Raw genomic sequence first — 26,580 nt, forward strand, 5'->3', positions numbered from 1 at the left:
TAAAAACATATACAAAAAAGCTGCGGGGATACCGCAGCTTTTACATTTACAAGGCATGTGTAATAACATATGAGGAAATAAGCCATAAAAAATAGATGGCAGTCCCTTATTACACGCTTTATAAAGTATTGTAGGTATCTTCATAGGTTTTGAAATAAATGCATGACAAAATTAGGGGTATGATGTACATAAAAATCCCCTGGTCTTATCCGATTTATTTCATTAAATTTTTCCTATTTAATACCTACCGCACTCACAAAAAGCACCTCTCATTAAGTTATATTATAGTCATTGAAATCTAATTTATTGAAATCATCATACTATATGTTACGTGAGAAGTAAAGGTGTCATACTTTTATAACTATACAGAATGTAAAAAGGAAGAGGAAAACTTATATTTCAGTCTACCTCTTCTTTTTCATCACCAAATTACTGCTGAACATATATGGAAACTGATCCTCCACTTACTTGGAATTGCCCCCATCCGTCCTTATTAATTGTTACAGTATTTGTTTGATTACCCGTAATATCGTACCATACTTCCCCTGCGTTATTCTTTCCAACATCCATCCACTTCGCCCCTCCTGGTCCATCAGAGATTAATGTTGCTAAACCAGAATTAGCATGTACACTATCACCTTCTCTTGTCCAGCCAATCACATCTGGATGATCAAAATAATCCCGCTGCGTACCATATGCAAAGTTTTTTCGTGCCGTCAAAATCGGATCAATTTTGTCCTTTAACGCTGGAATTTCATAGTTACTATTTCCTTTTGTACCATAGTAATCACCATAGAAAACAGAAGGATACCCCTCTGCACGCGTTAAAATAAATGCATATGCCAACGGTTTGAACCAAGGGCTCACTACAGATTCCAATGACTGACCAGGCTGTGAATCATGATTTTCAACTAGAGTAACCGCAAGTGTAGGATGATTCGCAACTACCGTTCCTTTTAAAATATTTCTCATATCATAATTCCCATTTCCTGTTGAAGCATAGTGAAAATTATAATGAAGTGGTGCATCGAACACAGATTGATTATAATTAACCTTCGCTAAATAATTATTTAAAGTCTGGATATCATTTTGCCAATATTCAGCTACTGTAAACATTTCTTTCCCTGTTTGCTGTCTAACGTGATTTACCCAATCGCGCAAATATTCATGATCAATATGTTTAACAGCATCTAAACGAAAACCATCTAAATTTAATTCATTCGCATACCACGTTCCCCATTTTTTCATTTCATTCGCAACATCTGGATGATCAAAATCAAGATCCGCATACATCAAATAATCATAATTCCCATTCTCGCTAGACACTTCCCAGTCCCATGCTTTACCTATGCCCCTAAATTTATAAATTCGGTTTAATTTCCTTCCTTCATCCCAATCCGTTCCGTCAAAATGATACCATTTCCATTTGAAATTAGAATAAGAATCTCCACGCCCTGGAAAGTTAAATCCCGTCCACGCACTAATTTCATAATCACCTGATACTTCATTATTTCGATTGCTCGGGTCTACCTCAACTGCTGTGACAGTTTCTGTATAATCAGCCCCACCTTTATGATTCATAACTACATCACCGTATACATCGATGTTTTTCTTATGTAAAGCGTCAATTGCAGATTTCAATTGTGCTTTCGTCCCATATTTCGTCCGCACTGTGCCCTTTTGATTGAATTCCCCCAGATCATATAAATCATATGCTCCATATCCTACGTCATTTTGCATAGTTCCTTTATATGCAGGTGGTATCCAAACAGATGTAATTCCTTTTTCCGCTAAATTTTCAGCATCAGTACGCAAACGATTCCAATGATCCCCATCATTCGGAGAATACCACTCAAAATACTGCATTAACGTTCCATTGTTAACTGTGTCTGCATATGCCTTACTCCCCTCATATATACTAGGTAAAAACATAACAACTGACAATCCGACTATTGTTATTCTTTTAAACATCTGTACACCATCCCCTTCCAAGAAAGCGTTTGCATAGTTTATCAGAATTATTATAATATTCGTCCCACCGTTAGTAAAGTAGCAATCTCTCACTCTCCCATATTATTTTTAATCTAATTTCAAATATTCAACGTAGTTTTCATTTCACATCCTATTCAAGATTGTTTACAATTTACCTATAAAAGCATAACGGAGGGATTTCGATGACAGACTTTCAAAAACAATTTTTCGCACGATTACATATAGAAGAAAAAGACACAGTTTCATTTGAAGATTTATCTAACATTATGTACGCAATGGCACAAACTGTTCCTTTTGAAAACTTAAATATTCTCGAAAAGAATTTTAAAGAAATATCAAAAGAAAATTTGAAAGAGAAAATTTTAGTAAATAACCGTGGCGGTCTTTGTTATGAACTCAATCCTACTATGTATTACTTCCTGAAAGATTCTGGATTCGATGTTCATCTCGTTCCAGGAACAGTTTATAACGCTGCAAACTCCATATGGGCTGTTGATTCTGGCCATATCGCAACCGTTTTAACACATCATAATGAACTTTATTTAATTGAAGTAGGATTCGGATCATACTTACCTCTTGCCCCTGTCCCTTTCTCAGGTGAAGTCATTCACTCTGTTACAGGAGATTATCGTATTCGTAAAGAAATGACCGAAAAGGGAAACTACATTTTAGAGATGCGGAAAAACAATGAGTTCTTGGATCAATCTTCTGCTGATGATTGGACGTTAGGCTATGCATTTTATATAGAAGAAGTGGATGAAGAAAAAGCAAATATAGCACAAAAAATTATCGTTGAACATGAAGGATCACCCTTTAATAAAGTACCTCTTATTGTAAAACTAACTGAAGATGGGCATGCCTCTTTAACGAAAGATAGCCTTACAGTAGCGAAAAATGGTAAAAAAACGAAAGAAACCGTTACAGACATGCAATATACAAACCTTTTACATTCAAAATTCGGAATTACACTATAAGTATGTAAGCCTTGTTATTTTAGCAAGGCTTTTCAATTTTCAGCAGGGATTTTTTGCAATTTGTTGTATTTCATAGTTATATAGAAATATAACTACATGTTTAGAAAGGAAATGATTATGACAGAACTTAAAGATCGATTACAAGTAGCTGATATAGAAAAATGGGATTTAACAGACATTTACCATACAATTGAAGATTGGGAAAGTGATTTTCATAAAATTGAAGTATTAACGAAGGAATTACACGAGTTTAATGGCAATATTCACAATGGCAATAGTTTATTAGCTTATTTAACGAAGAGTGAAGAAATTTCTAGCATAATATCTTTAATGTTCGCTTATGCACGATTACAATCTGACCTTGATACACGCGATACTGACGCGCAATCTCTTGTCGATAAAGTATCACAATTACACGTGAAAGTAAGTGCAGCGAAATCTTTCTTTTCCCCCTTCTTACTTAGCATAGACGAAAACACATTACATTCTTATATAGAAGATACAGAAGGCTTACAATATTATAAAGAAGACTTATTTGAATTATATCGTTATAAAAAACACGTATTGAATAAGGACCAAGAAGCAATTTTATCACAAATGGGTGAAGCTCTTTCTTCTCCACAGCACACATTTGGTATGTTAAATAATGCAGATATATTATTTGGTGAAGTGACGACTGACGATGGAGAAAAAGTGAACTTAACACGCGGAATGTATGCAAAGTTAATAGAAGATACGAATCGTGAAAAGCGTAAAGAAGCTTATAAAGCATATTACAAACCATATGTTCAGTTAAAGAATTCCATCGCATCTACTTTATCCGCTGCTATTAAAAATAATGTTACTGTTTCGAAATTAAGAAACTATCCATCAGCGCTAGAGAAATCATTATTTGGCGATATGGTTCCGAAAGAAGTATACGAAAACCTAATTGATACAACGAAAAAAAACATTCAAACATTACATACATACAATGAAATTCGAAAAGAAAAATTAAACGTAGATGAACTAAGACAATACGACTTAGGCGTCGATTTAGTAGAAGGTGCAAAACAAGACATCCCATATAGTGAAGCATTTGACATTATGATTGCATCACTAGCTCCTTTAGGAGAAGAATATATTGAGACATTAAAAAGTTTTAAAGATAAAAGATATATAGACGTAAGAGAAACACCAGGAAAACGTTCTGGTGCTTATAACTTTGGTGTATACGGCGTTCATCCTTTCATTCTTTTAAATCATCACGATGATTTAAACAGCCTGTTCACTCTTACTCATGAATGCGGTCACGGTATGCATACGCACTATTCACATGGATACCAACCAAGAATTTCTGCACATTATTCTATCTTTGTCGCAGAAGTCGCTTCTACAGTAAATGAAGTGTTATTAATTCACTATTTATTAAAAGAAGCAAAAGATACGGACGTGCGTAACCATTTAATTAACCATTTTATTGAGAAATTTAAAGGTACTTTCTTTACACAAATTATGTTTGCAGAATTTGAAAAAATCACACATGAAATGGCTGAACAAGGTAAACCATTAAATGCACAAGTCTTCAGTGAAATTTATGAAAAGCTATTTAAAGAATATAACGGTGATTCACTTGTATTTGATGAAGAAGTAAAATACGGATGGGCTAGAATCCCTCATTTCTATCGCCCGTTTTACGTATACAAATATGCAACTGGATTCGCATCTGCCATTCAAATCGCTGATAAACTATTAAGTGATGATCCGAATGCTCAGAAAAATTATATTGAATTCCTGAAAGGTGGAAGTTCTGACTATCCACTAAACCTATTGAAAAAAGCTGGTGTTGATTTAACTACGCCAGAACCGATTGAAAGTGCATTGAAACAATTCACTCAACTTGTTGAGGAGTTTTCAACATTATAAAAAGCATGCAGAGTATATGCTCTGCATGCTTTTTATTTGAATTACTCTATTCTATATGCTGCTGCGTCACACAATGAATCATACCACCGTATGCATACAATTCGTTAACATATATACCGACAATTCTTCTCCCTGGAAATTGACCTTCAATGATTTGAAGCCCTAATTTATCATGTTCATCACCGTATATAGGTACCAATACAACTTCATTACCAATGTAAAAATTTAAGTACGATCCTTTACAATCTGCTTCTTTTGCCAATTTTCTTGTTACTGGTACTGGAATGAGCTGAAATGGCTTGCCATCTATATTTCTTGCTTGTCGCAATTCTTGATAATGCTTTTCGTACGCCTCCAAAAGATATGACTCTCCTTCACCGAAAGGATCATATTCATACAATATCGTATTTTCATTTACAAACCGTGCCGCGCCATCAATATGATAATCTGTATCTTCATCATAATTATCCTCTCCGCGTATACCAGTTATCCATATAAAATTCGTTACTCCTAAATATTTCGTTAACTCCATTTCAATTTCTTTCTGACTTAGTGTAGGATTTCGATTTTCATTTATAATAGACGTTTCCGCCGCCATTAAGGTCCCGTTTCCGTTTATCTCAATTCCCCCGCCCTCTAAACAGACACTAGATTCAACTTTTGGAATGCGATACATTTCACTTATTTTATTCGGAATATTAGCGTCGTTTTCGTACGGATATTTATCTCCCCAACCATTAAATATCCAGTGCGTTAGATAGCGGTTCCCTTCTTTATCTTTTACAAAGATTGGTCCGTTATCTCTTATCCAAATATCATCAGTTTCTTGAATTAAGAAATCAATTTTATTCATATTCACGTTAGCTTCCATTAACTTCGATTGGACATGTATTTTTTCTTCTTCATCACATACAACAATATGGACATTTTCTCCATAGTGAAGCTCCTTTGCCATCGATATCCAAATATCATCTAACTTAGCTCTGTAACCTTCACCCCTATGTGTTTTATCATGTGGCCATTGGAGCCATGTACCTTCATGTTTCTCCCATTCCGCAGGCATATAATACAAACTATTTTCTATATTTCTCATACGTGTTCACCCCTTATATGAATGTATGTCCAGTCTATACTTTGACATCGTGTTAAGGTCAACAGGAATATCTTCATTTACTTGTAGCAACTTTATAAGGTGACTCTTTATTTCGCCTTTTTATTATGATAAATTGCTTTCGTACATAGAATAAGGATTGACATAATGTTAATGTCAATCCTTATTCTCATTCTATTTCCGTAACTAAAAAACAAATTTGTGTCACATACTCTTCTGCTAAACAATCACATTCAGATCCCTTTATATAAACCTCATATGGCGAATTAATTATCACATACCCATTTCTTTCAATCCATTCTTCTAACGCTATATAAGCGTAACCTATATAGTCGTAACTTCCATAATGCATAGTAGTAACGATATGATGTGGACTTAGTTGTTTCATTTCATACTCTTGTGCTACGTCTTCATCATTCCCCTGCATAACCGGGATTCTTAATTCAATATCACTGTTACTTGGAATATATTCTTCATCATAAAAGACTGCAGATGGTGAACCGACTATTTGAAAATTATTTTTTTGTACCTCTTCATATAAGTCATAAAAATAATCATCCATATCATCTATATCTATTTTTACTCTTTGAGTAATTATCGTTACTTCATTCCTCATTCCCATTAATATATCGTAATTTCTATGACGAGCAATATTTAGACTACTATTCACCTTTACCATTTCATTCATTTCTGAAATAACCTGTAAATTTTGCTTCACTTCATGAGACAACTCGATAATTTGTGATTGTATATGTTGAACAAACGAATCTTGATCTGATGACTGCAAAACAATTTTAATTTTTGGAAGAGGAAATTTATACTCCCTTAACTTTTTGATTTTCAACGCTACTTCCAGCTGCTCTTGTTCATAATATCTATACCCATTAACCGGATTCACATATGCCGGTTTTAATATCTCCTCTTTGTCATAATGTCTTAACATCCGCGTACTCATTTTACAAATCCGAGAAAACTCAGCGATGGTATACATATCAATACTCCTTGAATAGATTTTCTTTTCATTACTTATTTATTAAAACCAATCAAAAATCTTCTTCATTGAAAAATCTTCATTCTGATTTTTTAATCTTCTCATTTTTGAAGGTAACAAATGGCTTGGACAATACCACGTTAAACAATTCATTGCGCCTCCCATTGTTGATATTTCTCCTACATGAATTTGAATAACTTGCTTCTCCGTATACTGTTGAATATATCGTAAAACTTCCTCATCTTTAGCTAGTCCAAACTTAGGAACATAAAGAGCATCACATGATTCTAACATATTTATATACAACCCTTTTGCTGATGCTATCTCTTGATCATATTGTCCTTTCTCTGTATATGATGAAGGAACAACTATAAATTCAGCTTCTGGCATTTGTTCTTGAATAATCTCTTGAACACTATATCTAAATTCATGATCCCCTAAAAAATCACTAATAAACATTGTATGTTCATCAATAAATTTAACCATTCCGTCTGCGTGTGCTAGTACATCCCCTTCTTCAGCAGGAATAATAATAACTCGGCTCACATCTAAATCCCATTCTAACTGCTCAATAATTTCCTCTTCTGTCCAATCATCGTTATCATCAAATATGCGTTCTGTTAATATTACAGTATCTTTTTTATTCCAAATAAGATTACCGCCATCTAATATTAATGGGGATTTTTCATATTCAAAGTCATTCTTTTTCAACCATTTATTAAATTGTTGATCTAAATATCGCCCTTGATCATCTGGTAAATAATTTGGTCGATATTTAAATTTAACTAGATGATTTGTGACAACCGGTGCAACATCTCTTAGCCAAATATCATCATACTCAAAACAGCTCGTATGAAAGTCTTGTTCTTCAGCAGATAAAGATATAAGTTGATCCGCAATTGATTTCTTTTCATTTAAACATTCATTAAAGTAAATCAAGTCTTCATAAAATGGTTGATAATATTCATTTGATTCGTCTGGTATTGCAGTAAAAATAATTCCATTATGTTTTTGTTCCATATTATTTACCTCGCTTTTTAATAGTAGTTACATAATTGATTTCACAAAGCCAACTAATCCTCAATTCATGTCTTTTTCATTCCAACTCATGCAACATGTACATTTCATGAATGGATTATAGCATGGAGGAATATTATATATTTATATAAAAAATATAAAGCTGACGTTAAGCCTTAAATTGACTCTTGACAAGTTTTTAAATAACCTATTTTAAAACAACAATAAATGATTAAATGATTTTTTTATCAAGATTCAAACCCATTACTTCTAATAGATCATTTTGATTATATAGATTCACCAAATGCGCTTCTACTCCTATACAAATTCCTTCTAGCGGAAGATCATTTGGATCCTGACCAAAGGGATCTTCAATTTCAACCCCTATTGCTTCAATACCTATAAATGCAAAACTTATAAATGTAAACTATTTTGATTATTGTAATGAATCATATTTACAAAAACCTCTTTCTCTATTAACCTTTTATTCTTTTAAATCATGAAAGTATACAATTAAATAATAGAATCATAAACCCTATCATTATGAGGCTGGTTAAGATTATTTCTTTCAATACCGTTACTCCTTTTTTGCAAAAAGATAAAATATCTTATTTAATTCAACAACAAATGTCACTATTCTAAATCCCGACGCATCATTTTAGAATTCGCAATGAACAATGCACTAATTAATACAAAGATTGCACAGGCATATAACAATAAATCTAACGGACTATCGTGATCTATAATGATGAGACGCACAATAGCTGTTATACCTATATATATAAAATATCGTAATGGAAAATGAAAATTCATTTGAAAATACTTTATAATCATTACGATGAATTCAAAGTACAGAAAGAATACGACGATACTATCAATTAAATGATAACTCGATTCATTACCATCCAATTTCAGTTCTTGTATAAACTGAATGACTTCTTTCATAAGAAACACACTTAGAATAAACCCTAAGCAAATTAAAGCTACATTTAAAATGTACTGTAAAACGATAGGGAAATACGAAAACACTATTTTAAAATTTTTTAACACAAACATTTTTCCCCTTTACCATATAAAACGAAAAGTGAATATACACTATAATTCTTTTATCATTATATTAAAATTTTATTATTATAAATAATAAGGAACGACAAAATAGGTAATAAGATTCCACCTATTTTGTCTATATAGCAGAACAACGAAATTACAATCAATTACTTCAATGCAATGGGTTGTTGTTGTGTCACACAATGAATCATACCGCCGTTTTTATACAACTCTCTCACATCAATACCGACTACTTTACGATCTGGGTATAACTTCTGAATCGTATCGTTTGCAATTTTATCATTCGGATCATTATAATTAGGCACTAATACAACTGTATTTCCGATATAATAATTGATATACGACCCCTTATAATCGAGAGTTTTTCCATTTTCTAAAGCAACCTTTTCTTTACTAAGCGGCAAGTATTCATACTTATATTTCTGTCCTGAAGCATTTTTTGCATCTAACAATGTATCCATATCTTTATTAGATAAACCCCATTCGGCTAGGTCATCTTCTTTCATCGTTACAATGGTAGATTTATTATGGAATTTAGCAAATCCATCAATATGAAAGTCCGTAATATCTAAATTAGGTACTCCGTCTAACCAAATAAAGTTTGATACCCCAAGGTCACTTATATATTTTTCAATTTCCTTTTCTGATAAATCAGGATTTCTATTTTTATTCGTTACTGCACTTCGAGTTAATAAAGCAGTCCCATTGCTGTCTAATTCAATTGCGCCGCCTTCAAGGACAAATTTCCCCCAATCAACTCTTTCAATTCCTGATTGTTTACTAACATTCTTACGTATTTGAGCATCATTTTTATAAGGTGTTTTCTTCCCCCAACCATTAAATGCTGGATCTAATATTTTGAGATTTTTATTGCTGTCATAAACAAAAATTGGTCCACTGTCCCTTGCCCATACATCATCAGTAGGCGCGATAAAGAAATCAATCTTCTCCATATTTAACCCTTCATCTGTTAAAAGGTTATTGATTCTTTCTTTTTCTTCCTGGTCATATGCAACAATGTGGACTTTCTCACCCTCAGTTAAAGCACTTGCCATCTTAACCCAAATAGGTTCAACTTCCTTCTTATACTCTTCACCATATGTGTATTCATGTGGCCATTGCAGCCATGTACCTTCATGTTTATCTTTTTCATCTGGCATCGTATATTTCCCAGCATTTTTCTGTACCTCTACTTTTTCCCCTTCTTTCCCTTTAACATTTTCATTGTTACCCTCAAAAGAGCATCCACTAATAATTGTTGTAGATAATGTAGCTATTAAACAAAACTTTATTGCTTTTTTCATTTTTTCAACCTCCTGTTCTTGTCTCCAATAATATAAAGCTTCACATAGTGTGAAGCTCAAGCTTTTTTATCAATGTAAAAATTACCAATTGTTCTTTGCATTACTTAGCATTTAACTACCTATTTAGATTTATTCATATGCCAATCACCTTTCTTACCTATTTATCCCGCTATTTGTGGGCAGTAAGACCCTCACCTCAAAATTCAGCGCAAGCAAAAAAGTTAGGTGGGGGCCCTGCTGCCCGTAAAAGCCCGATTGATGAGGGCTTCTACTCAGTGGGGGATGAACAAAGCCCCTCCACTGAATAAAGTTTCACTTTATTCAGTAAGTAAAACTTTACAAAATAAAAAAATCGGTATTGATAATTACATATCCATACCGATTTTTTATAATTATTTTCCTTCTATTAAATCATTCGCCATTTTCCTAAATTCTTGATTAAATGCGTCATTCATACCATTTTGGACGTTAGAAAATAATATAACAAACGTTCGTTTATCCCAGTTAAAATTATTAAAAGTGTTCCAGCCAGCTAATACACCGTGGTTATGATAATAATCTGGGTAAATATAGAAACTAAATCCATATTTTCTTGCAGGTGATGCAGAAAACATATCTGATACACTTTGTTTAGAAAGTAGTTTACCATCCATAATAGCTTCATCTAACTTTTTCATATCTTCAACAGTCGTATACATTTCACCACAACCATACAGCCAGTTCATTTTTAAGCGCGGCGTGGCTATTAACTTATTATCTTTTTTCGTATACCCTTCTGCTAAGAAAATATCTTCTGGAAGTGTTGCGCCCATTCCAGATTCATTCATTTCAACGGGAGTCAAAATATTTTCTTTCACATATTCAGCAAGTGGTTTATTCGATATTTTTTCTACAATATATGCAAGCACCATATAATTATAATCTGTATATTTCCATCCTGTCCCTGCTGGAAATTGTAACGTTTGTGCCCCAATCCACGTTACTAATTTTAACCGTGATGCTGCGTCAACACTACCTTGTCCCTGTTCTGGTAATCCAGACGTATGTGTTAACAAGTTTCGTAACGTAATGTTTTTATCTGCCGGAAACGATGGGATATATTTATTTACATTGTCTTCAATGTTCAACTTCCCTTTTTCTTTTAGTTGCATAATAGATATTGCAACAACTGTTTTCGTAATAGAACCAATGCGATATTTCGTTCTTGGCGTTGTTAATACTTGATCTTTCACATTCGCATAACCGTAGCCTTTTCGTAAAATTACATGACCTTTACTTGCTACAAGAACACTCCCATTAAATCCTTTATCTTTTAAGTACTGATCTAGTTTTCCAGCTGCAATTTCATAACGCTTTTTCTCATTCGCATCAATTTCCTGCTTAACATCTTTTTGCTTACTATTTACATTAGAAAATGCCTTTGCATCATATTTTTTTCCTTTATTTGCATGTATTAGTGTAACAATACTTCCACAAAAAACTGCAAAAATAAAGAAAACGATTAACCATTTCTTTAACATACTAGGAACCCTCTTTTATCTAGTTTCACTTAACGTACATCCATTCTATTTTATATCTTTTAATTATCAAGTATATTATAATATTATTTAATATTCACTCTGTTAAAACTAGATTCCTTTTTCTCATTTTCAATTTTGACTACTCTCTATTGTATTTCTTTCTTGCAAAATTTCCAACATACAATCGGATGCATTACACTATAATTTCAAATTCTTTTGTAACATTTGTTACATACTAAAAAGAATGGAGATGTAATATGAAAAACACCGATAAACGCAATCGTTTAGATGATAAGATGTTTCATTATCGGATAACAAAAAATAACATGGCATTAATTGAATATTACGGAAAACAGATAAAAATATTAAAAGGAAATGATGCTGAAAAATTTTTAAATAAAATAAATCATGCAAATAACGATAAAGAAAAACAGCTAATTATGGCTAAAATTACAGGTAATTTCAAAAGAGGTAATGAACGAAATTGAAAACGAATCTCATTTACATTTTGATTATACAACAAATAAAAAAAGAAATGTCGCTCATTCAACATTTCTTTAGACTTTCTTCATAAAAGATTTACATTACTAACATTCCTTCATTTTCTATACTTCCTATATAAGCTAACCGCTGAAATAGTTAGTAATACAACTATGCATAACCACGCATACGTATATCCCTTCTTATCTACAATATAACCAAATAAAGCAGGCGCAGCAATAATGGCAATTTGATTTAATGTAAGTGCAAAACTCACTGTCATCCCTACCGATTCTTCACTTGCTGATTCCGCAACTTCAGTTATAAAAAGGCTAAACCATCCAATTGAAAAGAACCCTAACAATGCACTTACACCATACAATACATTCGTTATTGTATGTATGCTCATTACTAATATTAGAATGAAGAAAATAGAAATACAAACAGTTATAAATAAGAGGGTACGCCTATTCCCCTTATAAAATAAATCACTAGTAGCTGCTAATATAACCCTACCAACCATTCCAGAAAAGAACATAACGGAAAATACTTTTCCAGCTAAAATTGGCGTGATTGATTGTTCCAATACTAAAAATTTTATAAAGTGCGCAACTAACACCATTTGCAATGAAATCATACAAATGCCAGTTATATAAATTGCATATAACTCTTTTTTACACATCACTTCTTTTAACTGCATCCAAAAAGAAAGTTTACTACGTTCTTGTTTAACTTTCTCTTGAATATATGGTTCCTTATAAAATATAAAAAATAAAAACCCTCCAATTATACAAATACATGCAATACTATTTACCGCATAGGCCATATTATATTTTATTGTAAGAACCGGGATCAATACTCCCGCTAATGTACCACCAATCGGTATACCGGCTTGTCTAATCCCCATCGCTAACCCGCGATTTTCTTTTGAGAACCACTTCATTATCACCTTACTTCCTCCTGGCTGCGAAACACTATAAAACGTTCCTACTAATAAAAGTACAAAGAGTAACCCATTAAATCCATTGACCATATTAGTCAGTAAAAACGAACCTCCTAGTAAAAATGAACCTATCGAAATTAACAACTTTTCATTGTATTGATCAAGTAGCCGCCCGACAAAAAGCATACAAAATAGCGGTCCTATATTTACAACACTTACTAACAATCCAATCTCCGTATTCGTAAGTGCATATTCTTCTTTCCAAAATAAAGCAAACGCTCCAACACCATACGTTATAAGTGTCGCTGTTGTTTGAGCAACCGTCGCAAAAATTAACATAACCCACTTATAAGTACTATTCACCCTTTCTTCCATTAACACAATAATCCCTCCATCCCCTTCCATTGTATGAAAGTTCTGATATCATATAAAATAAAGATTTATCATGTAATTCATCAAAAAAAATGATACCTTTTCTGGAGGGATGATATTTGGATATAAAAGATTTAACTGTATTTTACGAAGTTGCGAAAGAAAAAAACATATCTCACGCAGCTAAAAATTTAAACTATGTACAGTCTGGCGTAACAATGCGTATGAAACAACTAGAAAACGAATTAGGTGTGCCTTTATTTTACCGAAACGGAAAAGGTGTAACTTTAACTTCTAACGGTGAGATTTTATTAACATACGCCAAACAAATTATCTACTTAATGGATCAATCTGTTAAAGCAGTTCAAAGTAATGGGATCGAACCAAGAGGCACTTTAAAAATTGGATGTACAGAATCTACAACCGCTGTAAGACTTCCATCTATATTAACGGCCTATTATGAGAAATACTCAAAAGTCGAATTGATTTTAGAATCAAATACGACGGAACAATTGATTAGGCTTGTACTAGGACGAAAACTGGACGGAGCGTTTATAGCTGGCTCTACTCAGCATGCTGAACTTCATACAAATATATTTCGTGAAGAAGAATTAGTTCTCATTAGCAAAAAGCCTTTATCTTCCTTTAAAGACATAGGAGACATGAATTTACTTGCATTTAGTCATGGGTGCTATTATAGAAATTTATTAGAAGATTGGCTTCAAGAAGAAGGAATTTCACCTAAGCGAGTATTAGAGTTTGGAACAATTGAAGCGATTCTCGCATGTGTAAAATCAGGTATGGGCATAGCAATTATGATGAAGTCTATTTTAAGTGGTCATAAACATGACATATCATTCAATCCTTTACCAAATAGCTTCAAAAAAGTTCCTACTACTTTTATTACTAGAAAAGATATATATCACTCTGCTGCATTACAAAAATTTATGGAGATGACTCACAATGCGTGAAAAGAAAATACGTGGTATGAACCGAAAAACAAACACTATGATAAACCGAATTGAGGAACATACAAAAACGTTCCCTTCTACTTTCTATAACGATGAATATTGGAATATGCTATTGCCAGTTTCGCAAGCTTTTATTGACTCTCGTAAAACACCTAGAAAAGTAAAACGGTTATGTATTCAAACCTTATTAAATCAAGCAAATCATTTAATAAATATGAAACCGAGCGATACACATACATATCGAGTTGTTGTTTTGATTTCTATAAATAATTTGTGGGATTCGGAAATCATTATATTTAAAAATGAGGACTACTTTCATAATTTCTTTAATAGAGATAGTGAATTTCAAAAATGGATTCTTCTTTCAAATGAAATTGATTTTTGGGAGACATGGAAAATATCAGTTTGTCATTCCTTCAAAACGCTTCACTTTCAAGAAATTATTTATGATGCAGATGAATGCTATGAAAAAGAGATTCTGTTTATCGGGGAGTTAGATTAAAAAGGGTATACCTAAAACACTGGTATACCCTTTTTTACTTATTTTTCTTTCAATACACTATGTAATCGATCCGGATAATTTGTAAACATTCCTGTAGCACCCCATTTGATTAACAGTCTCATATCGGGTTTCTCATTAATTGTATAAGGGTGAATTAACAGTTCATTTTTCCTAGCCATTTTCATATATGACTCATCAATAATTAGTTCTCCGTTATCATTACGTAAGTTTGGTCCAATACCAGCTGCATACTTTTTAATTTCTTGAAAATCATCATTTGTTACACTTTTCGGTTCATGTGTAATACCAGACCATTCAACAATTTCATTGTTTTCATTTGGATAATACCAAAGCAATTGAACTAACGGAATATTTTCATTCATACTATGAATCTTTTTCAAACTATCTTTACTAAATGATTGAATCATAACACGGCTAGAAGACATGTTTTGGCCTACTAAATTATATTTTTGTAACAACGCCAACAATTTCTCTTCCATTCCTGGATACACATCTGGTGATTTTGTTTCAATATAATACTTCATACTTCTTCCATATTTTTGGAATATTTCTTCAAGAGTTGGAACCTTTTGCCCAACATACTCTTGCTTAGCCTTTTCTGGATACGCTTTATTAAACCATGACCCAGCATCTAAACTCTTTATTTCACTTAACGTTTTATCGCGTACTTCTCCTGTTCCATTTGTAGTGCGATCAACTGCTGTATCATGCATTGCAATTAATTGGCCATCTTTTGTTAATTGAATGTCTAACTCTAAATAATCCGCTTTCATTTTTTTCACTAAATCATAAGAAGCAAAAGTATGCTCAGGTGCATGTCCACTTGCTCCGCGATGTGCAATATTTAAAAACTTATTCGTATTCCATTCATGCTTTCCTTCTGCTTTCGCATGAACAGCTCCCCCAGCAAAGATACTTCCCGTCATAAAGAAAATAACTAAAACGCTAATAATCTTTCTCATCCTTCTAACCCTTCCTACGTTGCAAATTTCAACAAGCTAATGAGATTTATACGAAACAGAAGACACACTTTCATTATTTTTATAAACCTATATTAAAATTCCAATCTTACAAATGTTTTCTATATTATTAATATAGAAAACTAGTATTATCCTATTTAATTTCTATAGCCCTCCTTTTCACATGTAACTCCCTATTTTGTACGGTTCATTCAATAAAAAAAGCCATAAATTATTTAGAATACACTCCTGTGTCCCTAAATAAATTTATGGCTTTTCTCAAATATCTCCGGCCTCTATTAACTTGTCGAATTTAATCATATCAAACCTATTGAAATTTGTGAATATTTTTTTCAGTACAGTGAAGCGCATAAAACAATATTTCTGTAGTTACTTAAAAATCACATAATAAATTTCTCATTACCCCTTCCAATACTATATCTGGATTTACTACCGTTTTTTCCGAACGCCATCCGATAAAGCCATCTGGTCTAATTAATACAGCACCTCCATTCTCTATACCATATAATTTGCTAAAAATATCTTCTGGAACAACAAAGTCTCCACTTAAGCCAACACGATACCCTTTTATATGTATTCCTAATTTAGCTGAAACAGCATGTGCTGCCTCAGCCCAAGAACTATTTTCTACTCCTGTAAGTAATACAAAACTGTTACCGAATAAGTCTAATGTAGAAACTTTCTTCCCTTCATACGTTCCCCATAAATGTGGCGCTCGCGTTCCAGGTCTTCCGTTCAACTCTATGCTATCCATTCTATGCGGAGTGACTGAATCATCTATAATTGCCTCTGAACCATACTGATATCCAACTGTAACAGCTAAACCATCCATATTATTCAAACTGCCTTCCTCTCTATTCGCAGCACGAAACAGTAAACTACTTGCATAAGCTGTCGTTAATTTTGCAACAGAGTGTCTCTCCTCATGATATGTTTCTAACAGTTTTGGTTTTGCCTTCCCTTTTATAACAGCCGCTAATTTCCAAGCTAAGTTATGCGCATCTTGTATTCCTGTATTTGAACCAAATCCTCCTGTTGGCGGCATAATATGTGCTGAATCTCCAACTAAAAAGGTTCGATTCCCTTGAAATTTCACCGCTGTACTTTCGGCCGCTTTCCACGGTAAAACACTTAATATTTTTGATTCAACATTTGTACTTCCAATTGCTATTTGAATAATTTGTTTACAACGTTCTATAGTGAAGTCCTCTAGCCCCTCTCCTTTTAATGGATCGTAGGCTACATGATAAATCCATTTTTTTACGTTATCAACCGGGATAAGTGCACCAAGAACCTCCGGATGAAGTATCATCGAAAAACCGAATGCGTCTCCTTGTATAAACTCTCTTAAATCAGCTTCAAAATAAATATTCATATAATAGCCACCAATGGTTCCACGACCCTCAGTTTTAATCCCTAACTGCTCACGTATTTTACTTTTCGCTCCATCCGCTGCAATTACATAGTCACAATGTATGACACTTTCTTTGTCTGTTTCACGATTTCGAAGCTTTGCTTTTACCCCGTTTTCACTTTGTTCAAATGAAACTAATTCATGATAAAAAGATAGTTGTCCGCCTAGCGTTTTTGCTTCTTGTAACATCATCTCTTCTAAAATAATTTGATAACATGCAGTTTGTTTTGATGGACTAATCTTTTCTATTTTTTGAAGTAACTCTTCATCGTTTCTGTATTGCGTCGCTCTCATTTGTTCCAATTCTTCTTTATTCGCTTCAGCTATTGTATGAACCGCTATTCTTCCTCGGCAGTTCTCTAATGCTTTACCTGCCAATTTAATTCTTTGTTCCAAGCCTAATTCTCGAAATAACTCCATTGTACGTAAAGTAAGACCACCTGCTTTCGGATGAATGGCAGTAGATGGATGCCTTTCAATAAGTAAGTACTCAATGTTATGTTTTGCAAGAAATAACGCAGACGCTAACCCAGATAATCCCCCTCCAACAATTAAAACTGGTACATAATTCGATTTCATATATTTACCCTCCACATCATTGTTCTGAGCACAGTGACATAAATATAATCAAAAAAAACATTAAAATATAGACTTATATTTCATTTTGAATTATCATATAGATAGATTACGCCCCAAAATTCCTTTTACCTTTTCATACATCTATAATCTACCTGAATTGTGTCTGTATGAAAGTGTAAAACAAAAGAATGTACTTTACGTTGAACCATGTTCTATCGTAAAAATCAAAAATAATACAAACATTATAAGCGGTCGTAACCTTATGGATTATACAAGGTTACGACCGCTTATTTTATTGTTACATCATTTTTTGTTTTTAAAACTTCATCTATTGTGTTATGTAATCCTTCCAATCCCTTTTCTATCTCCCTATAATTTTCAACAATAAAAAATTCATTCGTCTCGATTTTCTTTCTCAATATTGCACCTCATGCAACAATCATGTAGCATTACCGTATCGAAATAATGGTTTATCATCTTAAACCTTTCGACTAATTACCTGGAGGCAAAGTGATTGAAATGAATAAACAAGAACAATTAAATATTATAAAAAAAGATTTTATTGATTCTCAAAAAGTATTATTGGCAATTGGTGATGAAACACGTCAAGCTATTTTATTAGTGCTAATGGAAACGGAATGTCAAACAGGATTACGTGTAGGAGAAATCACGAAGCAAACACACCTTTCCCGTCCAGCAGTATCACATCACCTTAAGATTTTACGAGAAGCTGGCATTATTTTAATGAGAAAAGAAGGTACAAAAAATTTTTATTATATTGATATACGTACAAAATTAGGTTTATTAAAAAATCTTGTATTAGATATTGAGAAGCTATTGCAAAACTTTTATTAAAACTTGGAGGTATAAGATATGAAAGCAATGATAATTGATAGATATGGAAAAGTCCCAATGCGTATGGCAGAGGTACCTACTCCTGAAATTAATGAGTATGAAGTGCTCGCAGAAATTCATGCAGCTAGTATTAACCCAATTGATTTTAAAATACGTGATGGAAAAGTTAAAATGTTACTGAAATATGAAATGCCTCTAATCCTTGGGAATGACTTTTCCGGTGTCATCACGAAGGTTGGATCAAAAGTGACTCGTTTTAAAGTCGGTGATGAAATATATGCTCGTCCAAGAAAAAATAAGATTGGTACTTTCGCGGAGTATATAGCCATTCATGAAGATGATATTGCTTTAAAACCAAAAAATCTAAGTTTTGAGGAAGCGGCTTCGATTCCACTCGTTGGCTTAACTTCCTATCAAGCTTTACATGACATCATGCAATTACAAAAAGGACAAAAGATTTTAATTCACGCTGGGTCCGGTGGTGTTGGTACTTTCGCTATTCAGTTAGCAAAAATAATGGGTGCTACTGTTACAACGACTGCTAGTGAAGCTGGTGCGAATTTAGTAACGTCTCTTGGCGCAGATGAAATTATTAATTACAAAACAGAAAAATTTGAAGATATACTAAAAAATTATGATGGGGTATTTGATACAATCGGCGGTGCAACACTTGAAAAATCATTCAATATTATAAAAAGCGGAGGAAACATTGTTTCCGTTTCAGGTATGCCGAATGCTCGCTTCGGTAAAGAATTTGGTTCAGGATTCTTTAAAACTCTCTTATTTTCATTAGCCAGCAAAAAACTTACTGCACTTGAAAAAAAGCATAATGCTCAATATTCATTTTTATTTATGAAGCCAAGCGGGGATCAATTACGTACTATTGCAAACTATATTGAAGCCGGAAAAATTAAACCGGTAATCGATCGAATTTTCCCTTTTGAAGATGCGCAAAAAGCAATGGAATATTCAGAGTCTGGAAGAGCAAAAGGAAAAATAATTGTAAAAATTAAATAATAATAAAACCTCCATTTTCTTAAAATGGAGGTTTTAAATTTGCTGTTAAATAGACATAGTGCAATGAAGTCCTTACAATAGATTGCAAGGGGAAATATTATATTATACTTTTAGTTAACTTTACAAAGAATACATACGTACAAATACATAACTTAAAATACAAAAAGGAGGAGATACAATGACTAAAAATAATGAAACAGGTTGGAATTTAGATAATAGTTATACGACTTTACCACAATCATTTTATACAGAAATCCCCCCTACTCCCGTAAGTTCACCGGAGTTAGTTAAACTAAACCATTCATTAGCGATATCTCTTGGCTTGACCCCTGAAGAACTGAAAAAGGAAGCTGAAATTGCTATTTTCGCTGGTAATGCACTCCCAGAAGGAGCTCATCCATTAGCTCAAGCATATGCTGGTCATCAATTCGGACATTTTAATATGTTAGGCGACGGTCGCGCTCTTTTAATTGGCGAACAAATTACTCCTTCAGGTGAGCGTTTCGATATTCAACTGAAAGGTTCTGGCCCTACTCCCTATTCACGCCGAGGAGATGGCCGTGCTGCACTCGGTCCGATGCTACGTGAATATATTATTAGCGAAGCAATGTATGCACTCGATATTCCAACTACCCGCAGTTTAGCAGTTGTCACAACCGGTGAACCAACCTATCGTGAAACAAAGTTACCTGGAGCAATTTTAACTAGAGTAGCTAGTAGCCATATTCGCGTCGGTACATTTCAATATGCTGCAGCTCGTGGTTCAATAGAGGACCTGAAATCACTAGCTGACTATACAATAAAAAGGCATTACCCAGAAATTGAATCTCATGAAAACCGATATACTGCATTACTACAAGAAGTCATTAAAAGACAAGCCAGTCTTATCGCAAAATGGCAACTTGTTGGATTTATTCACGGCGTAATGAACACTGACAATATAACGATCAGTGGCGAAACAATTGATTACGGTCCTTGTGCATTTATGGACAATTACGACCAAGGAACTGTATTTAGCTCTATTGACACACAAGGTCGTTATGCATATGGAAATCAACCATATATGGCCGCATGGGATCTAGCACGACTAGCTGAATCTTTAATACCAATTCTGCACGAAGATGAAGAAGAAGCATTAAAAATCGCTCAAGACGAAATTTCGAAATTTAGCGTACAGTATGAAAAACAGTGGTTCCTTGGAATGAAAAAGAAATTAGGACTATTTAGCAACGAAGAACAAGATCACTCACTTATTGAGCAACTTTTAAAAATGATGGAGAAATATAAAGCGGATTACACAAATACATTCCGTTCATTAACTCTTGATGCTATCGAAAATACAGCTCTATTTAAAAGTCCTGAATTTAAAGAATGGTACAAACTGTGGCAATCTCGATTAGACAGACAAGAACAATCGAAAGAAAACGCCTACGAGATGATGAAAAATAATAACCCATCAATCATCCCGAGGAACCACCGTGTAGAAGAAGCACTAGAAGCAGCTGTTACAAATGACGACTATAGCGTAATGGAGAAACTTCTTGAAGCTTTATCAAACCCTTATGCGTATTCTACAGATCAAGAAGAATACTGCATTCCACCTGCACCGACGAATCGCCCTTATCGTACTTTTTGTGGGACTTGATTAAAAATTTGTTTTTATTTTAACCCAAAATTTATTAAGTTCACTATTAATCACAAACTTAAAAGTTGCTTTCAATATTGAAAGCAACACATTTAGTATCCAACCTTAAACAAGTCACAAATTATAATTTGTGACTTGTTTAATTACCCACGTTTAATAGAAGATTTGTTTTGCAGGCATCGTTGTATCTTCAGAGACAGCATATGGATTTTCATTAGGTTTTATAATTATAAACGTTCCACCATATCCACTGTGAGCTAATTTATTGCAAAGACCTTCTACCATAAAACCCCATAACTCCAGCTGCTATTCCCATTATAGATAATCCAAGTTTTTTCTTTATTTTAATGCTTCTTTTTCAAATATTCTCTTTTTTATTTCATAACTCATAAAAAAATACTTTTCTGCTTTTTCTATATTACCTACTTTATGAAACTCTAGTGCCAGACTTTCAGTATATTCGTGAATATACTCCGATAAATTTTTTCTTTCAAAGTAAGAAAAACCTTCAACAATAATTTTTTCTATTTTTTCTACCTCTAAATGTTGACAAAATCCCTTTAGAATTAAAAAGTGATATCTATATTCATCATTTTTTAATTCCTCACAAACCTTCAATCCACTTTCAATTAATTCCTTCGCTTTTTCTATTTCACCTAATTTATAATATTCTCTTGCCTCTAAAAAGATTGCCTTATAATGAGTAGGCATTTTTTTAGAAACCTCAGATAAGTGTCTAATTGCTAAAACTGAAAGATTTTGACTCGCATACAATAAACCTAAATTATGTCTGATTCTTAATACTAACATTTCAGCATCATTTTTTTGTAAAATGTTTATTGCTGACGCAATATATTCCTCACCTTTATCATGCTGCTTTAATTCCGAAAAAGATAATCCTAATATATTTTCGCACAGCGCTATGTTCACTTCATACCCTGCTTGTTTAACAAAGATATCTCTTGCTTTTGAAGCGTATTCAATAGCTGAATATGCGTAATGCAAGTGGTATTTTAATATAGCAACTCTATAATTAAACTCTGCATATTCAATTTCATCTGAAATATGCTCTAATAACCCTTCAGCTTTTTCAAAATAGTTGCTAGCTTCACTATAATTAGTAAGAATTGTATAATGAATGGCTTTGAATAAATAATAATAATAATTAGAATATTCATCATTTGGTTTAGGCAATGCATCTATTTTATCAAAAGCTTTTTTCAAATTACCTAAACCATCTATTAGCACTTTATATCGAAATTCTAACAGATAATAGTGAAATGAAACCTTTATATCTGATTCGATAATATAAAGCTTTTTATCGATCTCTTCTTTTATTTTTTTTGCTTCACTTATACGTTGAGCTCTAATATCTCGATACCAATCATTCAGCATCTTATTAATTAATTCATTGCCAGTGATTTGTATATTCATCAAATCCACTCTCCTTCTTTTAATTATCATAAAAATAACATAATTCGATTATTTATATCTATCTATATATATATATATTTCTCAACAATTGAACGAAATTCATTCACTGAATTTTGTTCAATATTTTAATAGACCCGCTGTAAATATGAATACTTTTTCTTATAACCTCTGAATATGAGTATCCTTAAAATCCGTCTCATATTTCAATCCATATCCAAACATTCGATCCATTCCAATATGTGCTGTCCATATTAAGCCAATCATTATAACGGTATCTATCTTAAAATAGACACCTATTAGAACAATTAATATGGATATGATATATGTGTGACATACATTATATATTTTCGCACCAACGTGATTATTAATCCCATATGCTAACATTGATAGATCCGGCGCTAAAAGGAATACAAAAAATATAATCCAACTAAACTCATATATCGAATACATATAAATCGTGGCTAAAAATACAACCATTCCTTCAAAATGTACAATACGTTTTTGCATTATTTATCATTCCTATTTTTCTATATTTATTGATACATTTTCATCGCTGACAGTGTTCTTTGCATTTTTTGACCAGATGGTTGCTAATATTGGCCCTGCAATGTTATGCCATACTGCCGCTAATACACTTGGGAGTGCAGCAGCCGGTCCAAAATGCAAAATACTTTCCAGCTATATTACTTTCATCCACTCAGCCCCTATCTTTTAATTGAAACACCTTTTTCGGATTCAAAATATTTTGCGGATCAAGAACTTTCTTTATTTTCCCCATTACAAATAATGCCTCCCCATGTTCTTCTTCTTGATACTTTCGTTTCCCGATTCCAACGCCATGTTCTCCTGTACACGTTCCTCCTCGTTTAAGAGCATACTGAACGATACTTTCATTTATTTCGTCTGCCTTCTTCACTTCCTCCTTATCATTTGTGTCAATCATTAAGAGTACATGGAAATTCCCATCCCCAACATGACCGAGAATACCGCCAATAAGCCCTACTTTATGTAATACCTCTTTCGCATGTTGAATCGCTCCAGCTAATTCCGAAATTGGTACACATACGTCTGTACTCATTAGCTTTTTACCAGGATAACTATGCACGTAAGAGTACGCTAAGTTATGTCTTGCATCCCACAGTTTATTTCTCGCTGCTGTTTCCATCTCAAACGCAATTTCTATACATTTATGATCAAGAACGATTTCTTTCGTAAATTCAATATCTTGCTTTAACCCTGCTTCATTGCCGTGAAACTCTAAAAACAGTGTCGGTTCTTCTCTGTAACTTGTTTCATTGTAATGATTTACTTGTTTCATAGATAATTCATCAACGAGTTCAATTCTCGCGATTGGAATACCTGCCTGTAATATGTTAATTACAGCTTCTACTGCATCATTTATAGTTGGAAACGATGCCCTCGCAGCCATAACATGTTCTGGTATACCGTATACTTTTAAAGTTAACTCCGTGAAACATCCAAGTGTTCCTTCTGAGCCTACGAAAATACCATTTAAATGATAACCTGATGATGACTTCGCCGCTAAATTCCCGGTATGTATTACTACTCCATCAGCAAGAACGACTTCTAAATCTCGAACTTGATCACGCATTACCCCATACTTTACCGCTGTCGTTCCGCTCGCATTTGTAGCAGCCATTCCTCCTAACGTTGCATCAGCTCCTGGGTCTACACTAAAAAATAATCCATACTTTTTCAATTCTTTATTAAGCTGAGAGCGCGTCACCCCTGGCTGTACTCTCACAAGAAAATCATTTTCTCTTATTTCAAGTATTTTGTTCATAAGAGAAAAGTCCATTGTAATTCCTTTTTCGTAAGGAATTACATGTCCCTCTAAACTGGATCCTACTCCAAATGGAACGACAGCTGTTCCATGCTGAATCGCTATTTTCATTATCGCGCTAACTTCTTCGGTCGTTTTTGGAAAAACAACTACATCAGGCAAACTACTACTATGGTAAGATTCATCTTTACTATGTAACTCTCGTACTGTCATATTTATTACTACTCGATCTTCAGGAAGTATGCCTTTTAATTCATTTACTACATGTTCAATTGTTATTTCCATAATCAACTCTCCTTTTTAATTTTAAAACAAGTATACCATCTTTATACAAAATAATTAGAAAAATAAGATTATTAAACCTGAACATACAAAAAAGAACCTGCAGCACACGCTACAAGTTCTTTTTCACTACATTTTAAACGATTTCTTTATTAACAACATAAACCAAATTAAAGTAACTGCCATCAACGAATGAGAAAATCCTACAATATAAGTTAACCCTTTAAAGTCAGCTCCATTTAACTGAAGAAGCCCTCTCGCTGCTAGCGAACCTAACATTAATGTTAATGCAATATTATGTAAAACAAACCACTTATTAAACCCTTGCACTTCATGAAACGCGAATACTTTTGCTAATCCTAAAGCAATTAAAAAGAAGAAAAAGCCAAGTACAAGTGTATGCGTATGCAAAAGATTTAACAAAGTAGACCCTAAAATCCCTTTATACTTACCATACTCCCTAGCGAAAATCCCTGATAATAAACCGATAATCAAATACGTAAACGATGCATTATATAATTTCTTCATTATGTACCTCCTTGAGTAGAATGTATAGTGTGTCATATTTAGTAATAATGATAGTTATATAGTAAAAACTCCTAGTCACCTAGGAGTCATTGTATAAGCATCTCACTCTTTACAATTAATCCTAATTATAAGATATCTCTCTATACAAAACAAACGAACTTTATGTGAACAAACACCCCCATTAAAATATGTTGCACTTTTGTTTTACACAATCCATACTAATTGTTATAACTTTTTAAAGGTGGTGTAATTATTGATAGTTCTTGAAACTGAACGTCTTAATCTTCGCTGGTTTGATATAAAAGACGCTCCTTTTATTCTTGAGTTAGTAAACGATCCTGCATGGATTCAGTTTATCGGTGACAAAGGAGTTAGTAACTTAGAAGATGCAAAAAATTATATTGTAAACGGTCCCATCGATATGTATAACAAACTTGGATTCGGCCTTTACTTAGTAGAACGAAAAAAAGATCTCACTCCACTTGGTATGTGTGGCCTTATTAAAAGAGATTCATTAGAAAACGTTGATATCGGGTTTGCCTTTTTAGAGACATTCCGTTCAAAAGGATATGGCTACGAGTCAGCTTCTGCGATAATCGAATACGGTGTACAAAAGCTTGGCATGAAACGAATTGTAGCAATTACTTCTGTAGATAACATCGCCTCAGGAAAGCTTTTAGAAAAAGTAGGATTACGATTTGAGAAAATCATTTCAGATTCAGGAGAAGATTTAAAATTATTTGGGTATAACGCATAGTAAAGAAGGTCGCCGTGAATGGTGACCTTCTTTACTATTTTACTGATCTCGTCATAATACTTTTAGTTCCATTTATAGTTTTGCAGTAATTCTTGTGATTACTACTATGCCTTT

General features: G+C 33.2%; 25 protein-coding genes and 2 pseudogenes. 9 read left to right on the forward strand and 18 right to left on the reverse strand.

What is annotated here, in order from left to right; translation table 11 throughout:
* Positions 1-429 precede the first annotated feature (429 nt).
* Positions 430-1,971, reverse strand: a complete 1,542-nt coding sequence (gene amyS, locus ACTFRU_RS05580; protein WP_440037533.1) for an alpha-amylase — start codon at positions 1,969-1,971, stop codon at positions 430-432.
* 203 nt (positions 1,972-2,174) lie between these two features.
* Here amyS and ACTFRU_RS05585 point away from each other — a divergent pair, with 203 nt between their 5' ends.
* Both ACTFRU_RS05585 and pepF read left to right on the forward strand, forming a co-directional pair.
* Positions 2,175-2,966, forward strand: a complete 792-nt coding sequence (locus ACTFRU_RS05585) for an arylamine N-acetyltransferase family protein (protein ID WP_044307092.1) — start codon at positions 2,175-2,177, stop codon at positions 2,964-2,966.
* A 117-nt stretch (positions 2,967-3,083) separates the two neighbouring features.
* Positions 3,084-4,871, forward strand: a complete 1,788-nt coding sequence (pepF, locus tag ACTFRU_RS05590; protein WP_006925387.1) for an oligoendopeptidase F — start codon at positions 3,084-3,086, stop codon at positions 4,869-4,871.
* Between the two features lie 46 nt (positions 4,872-4,917).
* On the opposite strand, the gene ACTFRU_RS05595 is transcribed toward pepF, so the two are convergent.
* The 7 genes and pseudogenes from ACTFRU_RS05595 to ACTFRU_RS05625 all read right to left on the reverse strand — a co-directional run bounded on the left by ACTFRU_RS05595 (position 4,918) and on the right by ACTFRU_RS05625 (position 11,882).
* Positions 4,918-5,964 carry an agmatine deiminase family protein gene (locus ACTFRU_RS05595; protein ID WP_025708884.1) on the reverse strand — a complete coding sequence of 349 codons (1,047 nt, stop codon included), beginning with the start codon at positions 5,962-5,964 and terminating at the stop codon, positions 4,918-4,920.
* Positions 5,965-6,151: 187 nt separating this feature from the next.
* The gene (locus ACTFRU_RS05600) at positions 6,152-6,973 is read right to left on the reverse strand and encodes a MerR family transcriptional regulator (RefSeq protein WP_025708886.1); all 822 of its coding nucleotides are present in this window, start codon (positions 6,971-6,973) and stop codon (positions 6,152-6,154) included.
* Positions 6,974-7,015: 42 nt separating this feature from the next.
* Positions 7,016-7,993, reverse strand: a complete 978-nt coding sequence (locus ACTFRU_RS05605; protein ID WP_025708888.1) for an agmatine deiminase family protein — start codon at positions 7,991-7,993, stop codon at positions 7,016-7,018.
* Between the two features lie 229 nt (positions 7,994-8,222).
* Positions 8,223-8,414, reverse strand: a pseudogene (locus tag ACTFRU_RS05610) (bestrophin family ion channel); the annotation flags it as partial.
* A gap of 209 nt (positions 8,415-8,623) precedes the next feature.
* On the reverse strand, positions 8,624-9,040 hold the full coding sequence (gene psiE / locus ACTFRU_RS05615; RefSeq protein ID WP_000916566.1) for a phosphate-starvation-inducible protein PsiE: 417 nt from the start codon (positions 9,038-9,040) through the stop codon (positions 8,624-8,626).
* Between the two features lie 164 nt (positions 9,041-9,204).
* Complete coding sequence (locus tag ACTFRU_RS05620; RefSeq protein WP_000709181.1) at positions 9,205-10,362, reverse strand: agmatine deiminase family protein; 1,158 nt, start codon at positions 10,360-10,362, stop codon at positions 9,205-9,207.
* A gap of 392 nt (positions 10,363-10,754) precedes the next feature.
* Complete coding sequence (locus ACTFRU_RS05625) at positions 10,755-11,882, reverse strand: serine hydrolase domain-containing protein (RefSeq protein ID WP_000915192.1); 1,128 nt, start codon at positions 11,880-11,882, stop codon at positions 10,755-10,757.
* Positions 11,883-12,139: 257 nt separating this feature from the next.
* Here ACTFRU_RS05625 and ACTFRU_RS05630 point away from each other — a divergent pair, with 257 nt between their 5' ends.
* On the forward strand, positions 12,140-12,370 hold the full coding sequence (locus ACTFRU_RS05630) for a hypothetical protein (protein WP_440037534.1): 231 nt from the start codon (positions 12,140-12,142) through the stop codon (positions 12,368-12,370).
* A gap of 110 nt (positions 12,371-12,480) precedes the next feature.
* Here ACTFRU_RS05630 and ACTFRU_RS05635 read toward each other — a convergent pair whose 3' ends face one another.
* A complete protein-coding gene (locus ACTFRU_RS05635) occupies positions 12,481-13,710 on the reverse strand; it encodes an MFS transporter (RefSeq protein ID WP_033695104.1) in 1,230 nt (409 codons plus the stop codon).
* A gap of 86 nt (positions 13,711-13,796) precedes the next feature.
* Between ACTFRU_RS05635 and ACTFRU_RS05640 the strand changes: the two genes are divergently transcribed.
* Complete coding sequence (locus tag ACTFRU_RS05640; RefSeq protein WP_025708893.1) at positions 13,797-14,648, forward strand: LysR family transcriptional regulator; 852 nt, start codon at positions 13,797-13,799, stop codon at positions 14,646-14,648.
* Positions 14,641-15,150, forward strand: coding sequence for a DUF3916 domain-containing protein (locus tag ACTFRU_RS05645; protein ID WP_025708894.1), 510 nt, complete (start codon positions 14,641-14,643; stop codon positions 15,148-15,150). The genes ACTFRU_RS05640 and ACTFRU_RS05645 overlap by 8 nt, the downstream gene beginning before the upstream one ends.
* 38 nt (positions 15,151-15,188) lie before the next feature.
* Here the strand turns inward: ACTFRU_RS05645 and ACTFRU_RS05650 are convergent, their stop codons facing one another.
* The 3 genes from ACTFRU_RS05650 to ACTFRU_RS05660 all read right to left on the reverse strand — a co-directional run bounded on the left by ACTFRU_RS05650 (position 15,189) and on the right by ACTFRU_RS05660 (position 18,563).
* A complete protein-coding gene (locus ACTFRU_RS05650; RefSeq protein ID WP_025708896.1) occupies positions 15,189-16,133 on the reverse strand; it encodes a glycerophosphodiester phosphodiesterase in 945 nt (314 codons plus the stop codon).
* Positions 16,134-16,524: 391 nt separating this feature from the next.
* On the reverse strand, positions 16,525-18,144 hold the full coding sequence (locus ACTFRU_RS05655) for an FAD-dependent oxidoreductase (protein ID WP_025708897.1): 1,620 nt from the start codon (positions 18,142-18,144) through the stop codon (positions 16,525-16,527).
* 287 nt (positions 18,145-18,431) lie between these two features.
* Complete coding sequence (locus ACTFRU_RS05660; RefSeq protein ID WP_001227549.1) at positions 18,432-18,563, reverse strand: hypothetical protein; 132 nt, start codon at positions 18,561-18,563, stop codon at positions 18,432-18,434.
* Between the two features lie 91 nt (positions 18,564-18,654).
* Between ACTFRU_RS05660 and ACTFRU_RS05665 the strand changes: the two genes are divergently transcribed.
* The 3 genes from ACTFRU_RS05665 to ACTFRU_RS05675 all read left to right on the forward strand — a co-directional run bounded on the left by ACTFRU_RS05665 (position 18,655) and on the right by ACTFRU_RS05675 (position 21,661).
* Positions 18,655-18,999, forward strand: a complete 345-nt coding sequence (locus ACTFRU_RS05665) for an ArsR/SmtB family transcription factor (protein WP_000571870.1) — start codon at positions 18,655-18,657, stop codon at positions 18,997-18,999.
* 18 nt (positions 19,000-19,017) lie between these two features.
* A complete protein-coding gene (locus tag ACTFRU_RS05670) occupies positions 19,018-20,016 on the forward strand; it encodes an NADP-dependent oxidoreductase (protein ID WP_025708900.1) in 999 nt (332 codons plus the stop codon).
* A gap of 178 nt (positions 20,017-20,194) precedes the next feature.
* Positions 20,195-21,661 carry a protein adenylyltransferase SelO gene (locus tag ACTFRU_RS05675; protein ID WP_025708902.1) on the forward strand — a complete coding sequence of 489 codons (1,467 nt, stop codon included), beginning with the start codon at positions 20,195-20,197 and terminating at the stop codon, positions 21,659-21,661.
* Positions 21,662-21,814: 153 nt separating this feature from the next.
* Here the strand turns inward: ACTFRU_RS05675 and ACTFRU_RS05680 are convergent, their stop codons facing one another.
* The 6 genes and pseudogenes from ACTFRU_RS05680 to ACTFRU_RS05705 form a co-directional block, all read right to left on the reverse strand.
* Positions 21,815-21,946, reverse strand: a complete 132-nt coding sequence (locus tag ACTFRU_RS05680; protein ID WP_033695106.1) for a hypothetical protein — start codon at positions 21,944-21,946, stop codon at positions 21,815-21,817.
* Positions 21,947-22,000: 54 nt separating this feature from the next.
* On the reverse strand, positions 22,001-23,095 hold the full coding sequence (locus tag ACTFRU_RS05685; RefSeq protein WP_025708904.1) for a histidine kinase: 1,095 nt from the start codon (positions 23,093-23,095) through the stop codon (positions 22,001-22,003).
* Between the two features lie 159 nt (positions 23,096-23,254).
* Entirely contained in the window at positions 23,255-23,602 is a 348-nt protein-coding gene (locus ACTFRU_RS05690) for a DUF4260 domain-containing protein (RefSeq protein WP_001172063.1), read from the reverse strand.
* Positions 23,603-23,614: 12 nt separating this feature from the next.
* A pseudogene (locus tag ACTFRU_RS05695) lies at positions 23,615-23,758 on the reverse strand (bile acid:sodium symporter family protein); the annotation flags it as partial.
* 34 nt (positions 23,759-23,792) lie between these two features.
* Positions 23,793-25,184: an FAD-binding oxidoreductase gene (locus tag ACTFRU_RS05700; RefSeq protein ID WP_025708906.1), complete on the reverse strand. Its 1,392-nt coding sequence runs from the start codon at positions 25,182-25,184 to the stop codon at positions 23,793-23,795.
* A 126-nt stretch (positions 25,185-25,310) separates the two neighbouring features.
* Entirely contained in the window at positions 25,311-25,709 is a 399-nt protein-coding gene (locus tag ACTFRU_RS05705) for a DUF2871 family protein (RefSeq protein ID WP_000737896.1), read from the reverse strand.
* 253 nt (positions 25,710-25,962) lie between these two features.
* Here ACTFRU_RS05705 and ACTFRU_RS05710 point away from each other — a divergent pair, with 253 nt between their 5' ends.
* The gene (locus ACTFRU_RS05710; protein ID WP_000636209.1) at positions 25,963-26,466 is read left to right on the forward strand and encodes a GNAT family N-acetyltransferase; all 504 of its coding nucleotides are present in this window, start codon (positions 25,963-25,965) and stop codon (positions 26,464-26,466) included.
* Positions 26,467-26,580 lie beyond the last annotated feature (114 nt).

This window comes from Bacillus cereus group sp. MYBK220-1 (assembly GCF_051916445.1).
Taxonomy (GTDB): domain Bacteria; phylum Bacillota; class Bacilli; order Bacillales; family Bacillaceae_G; genus Bacillus_A; species Bacillus_A cereus.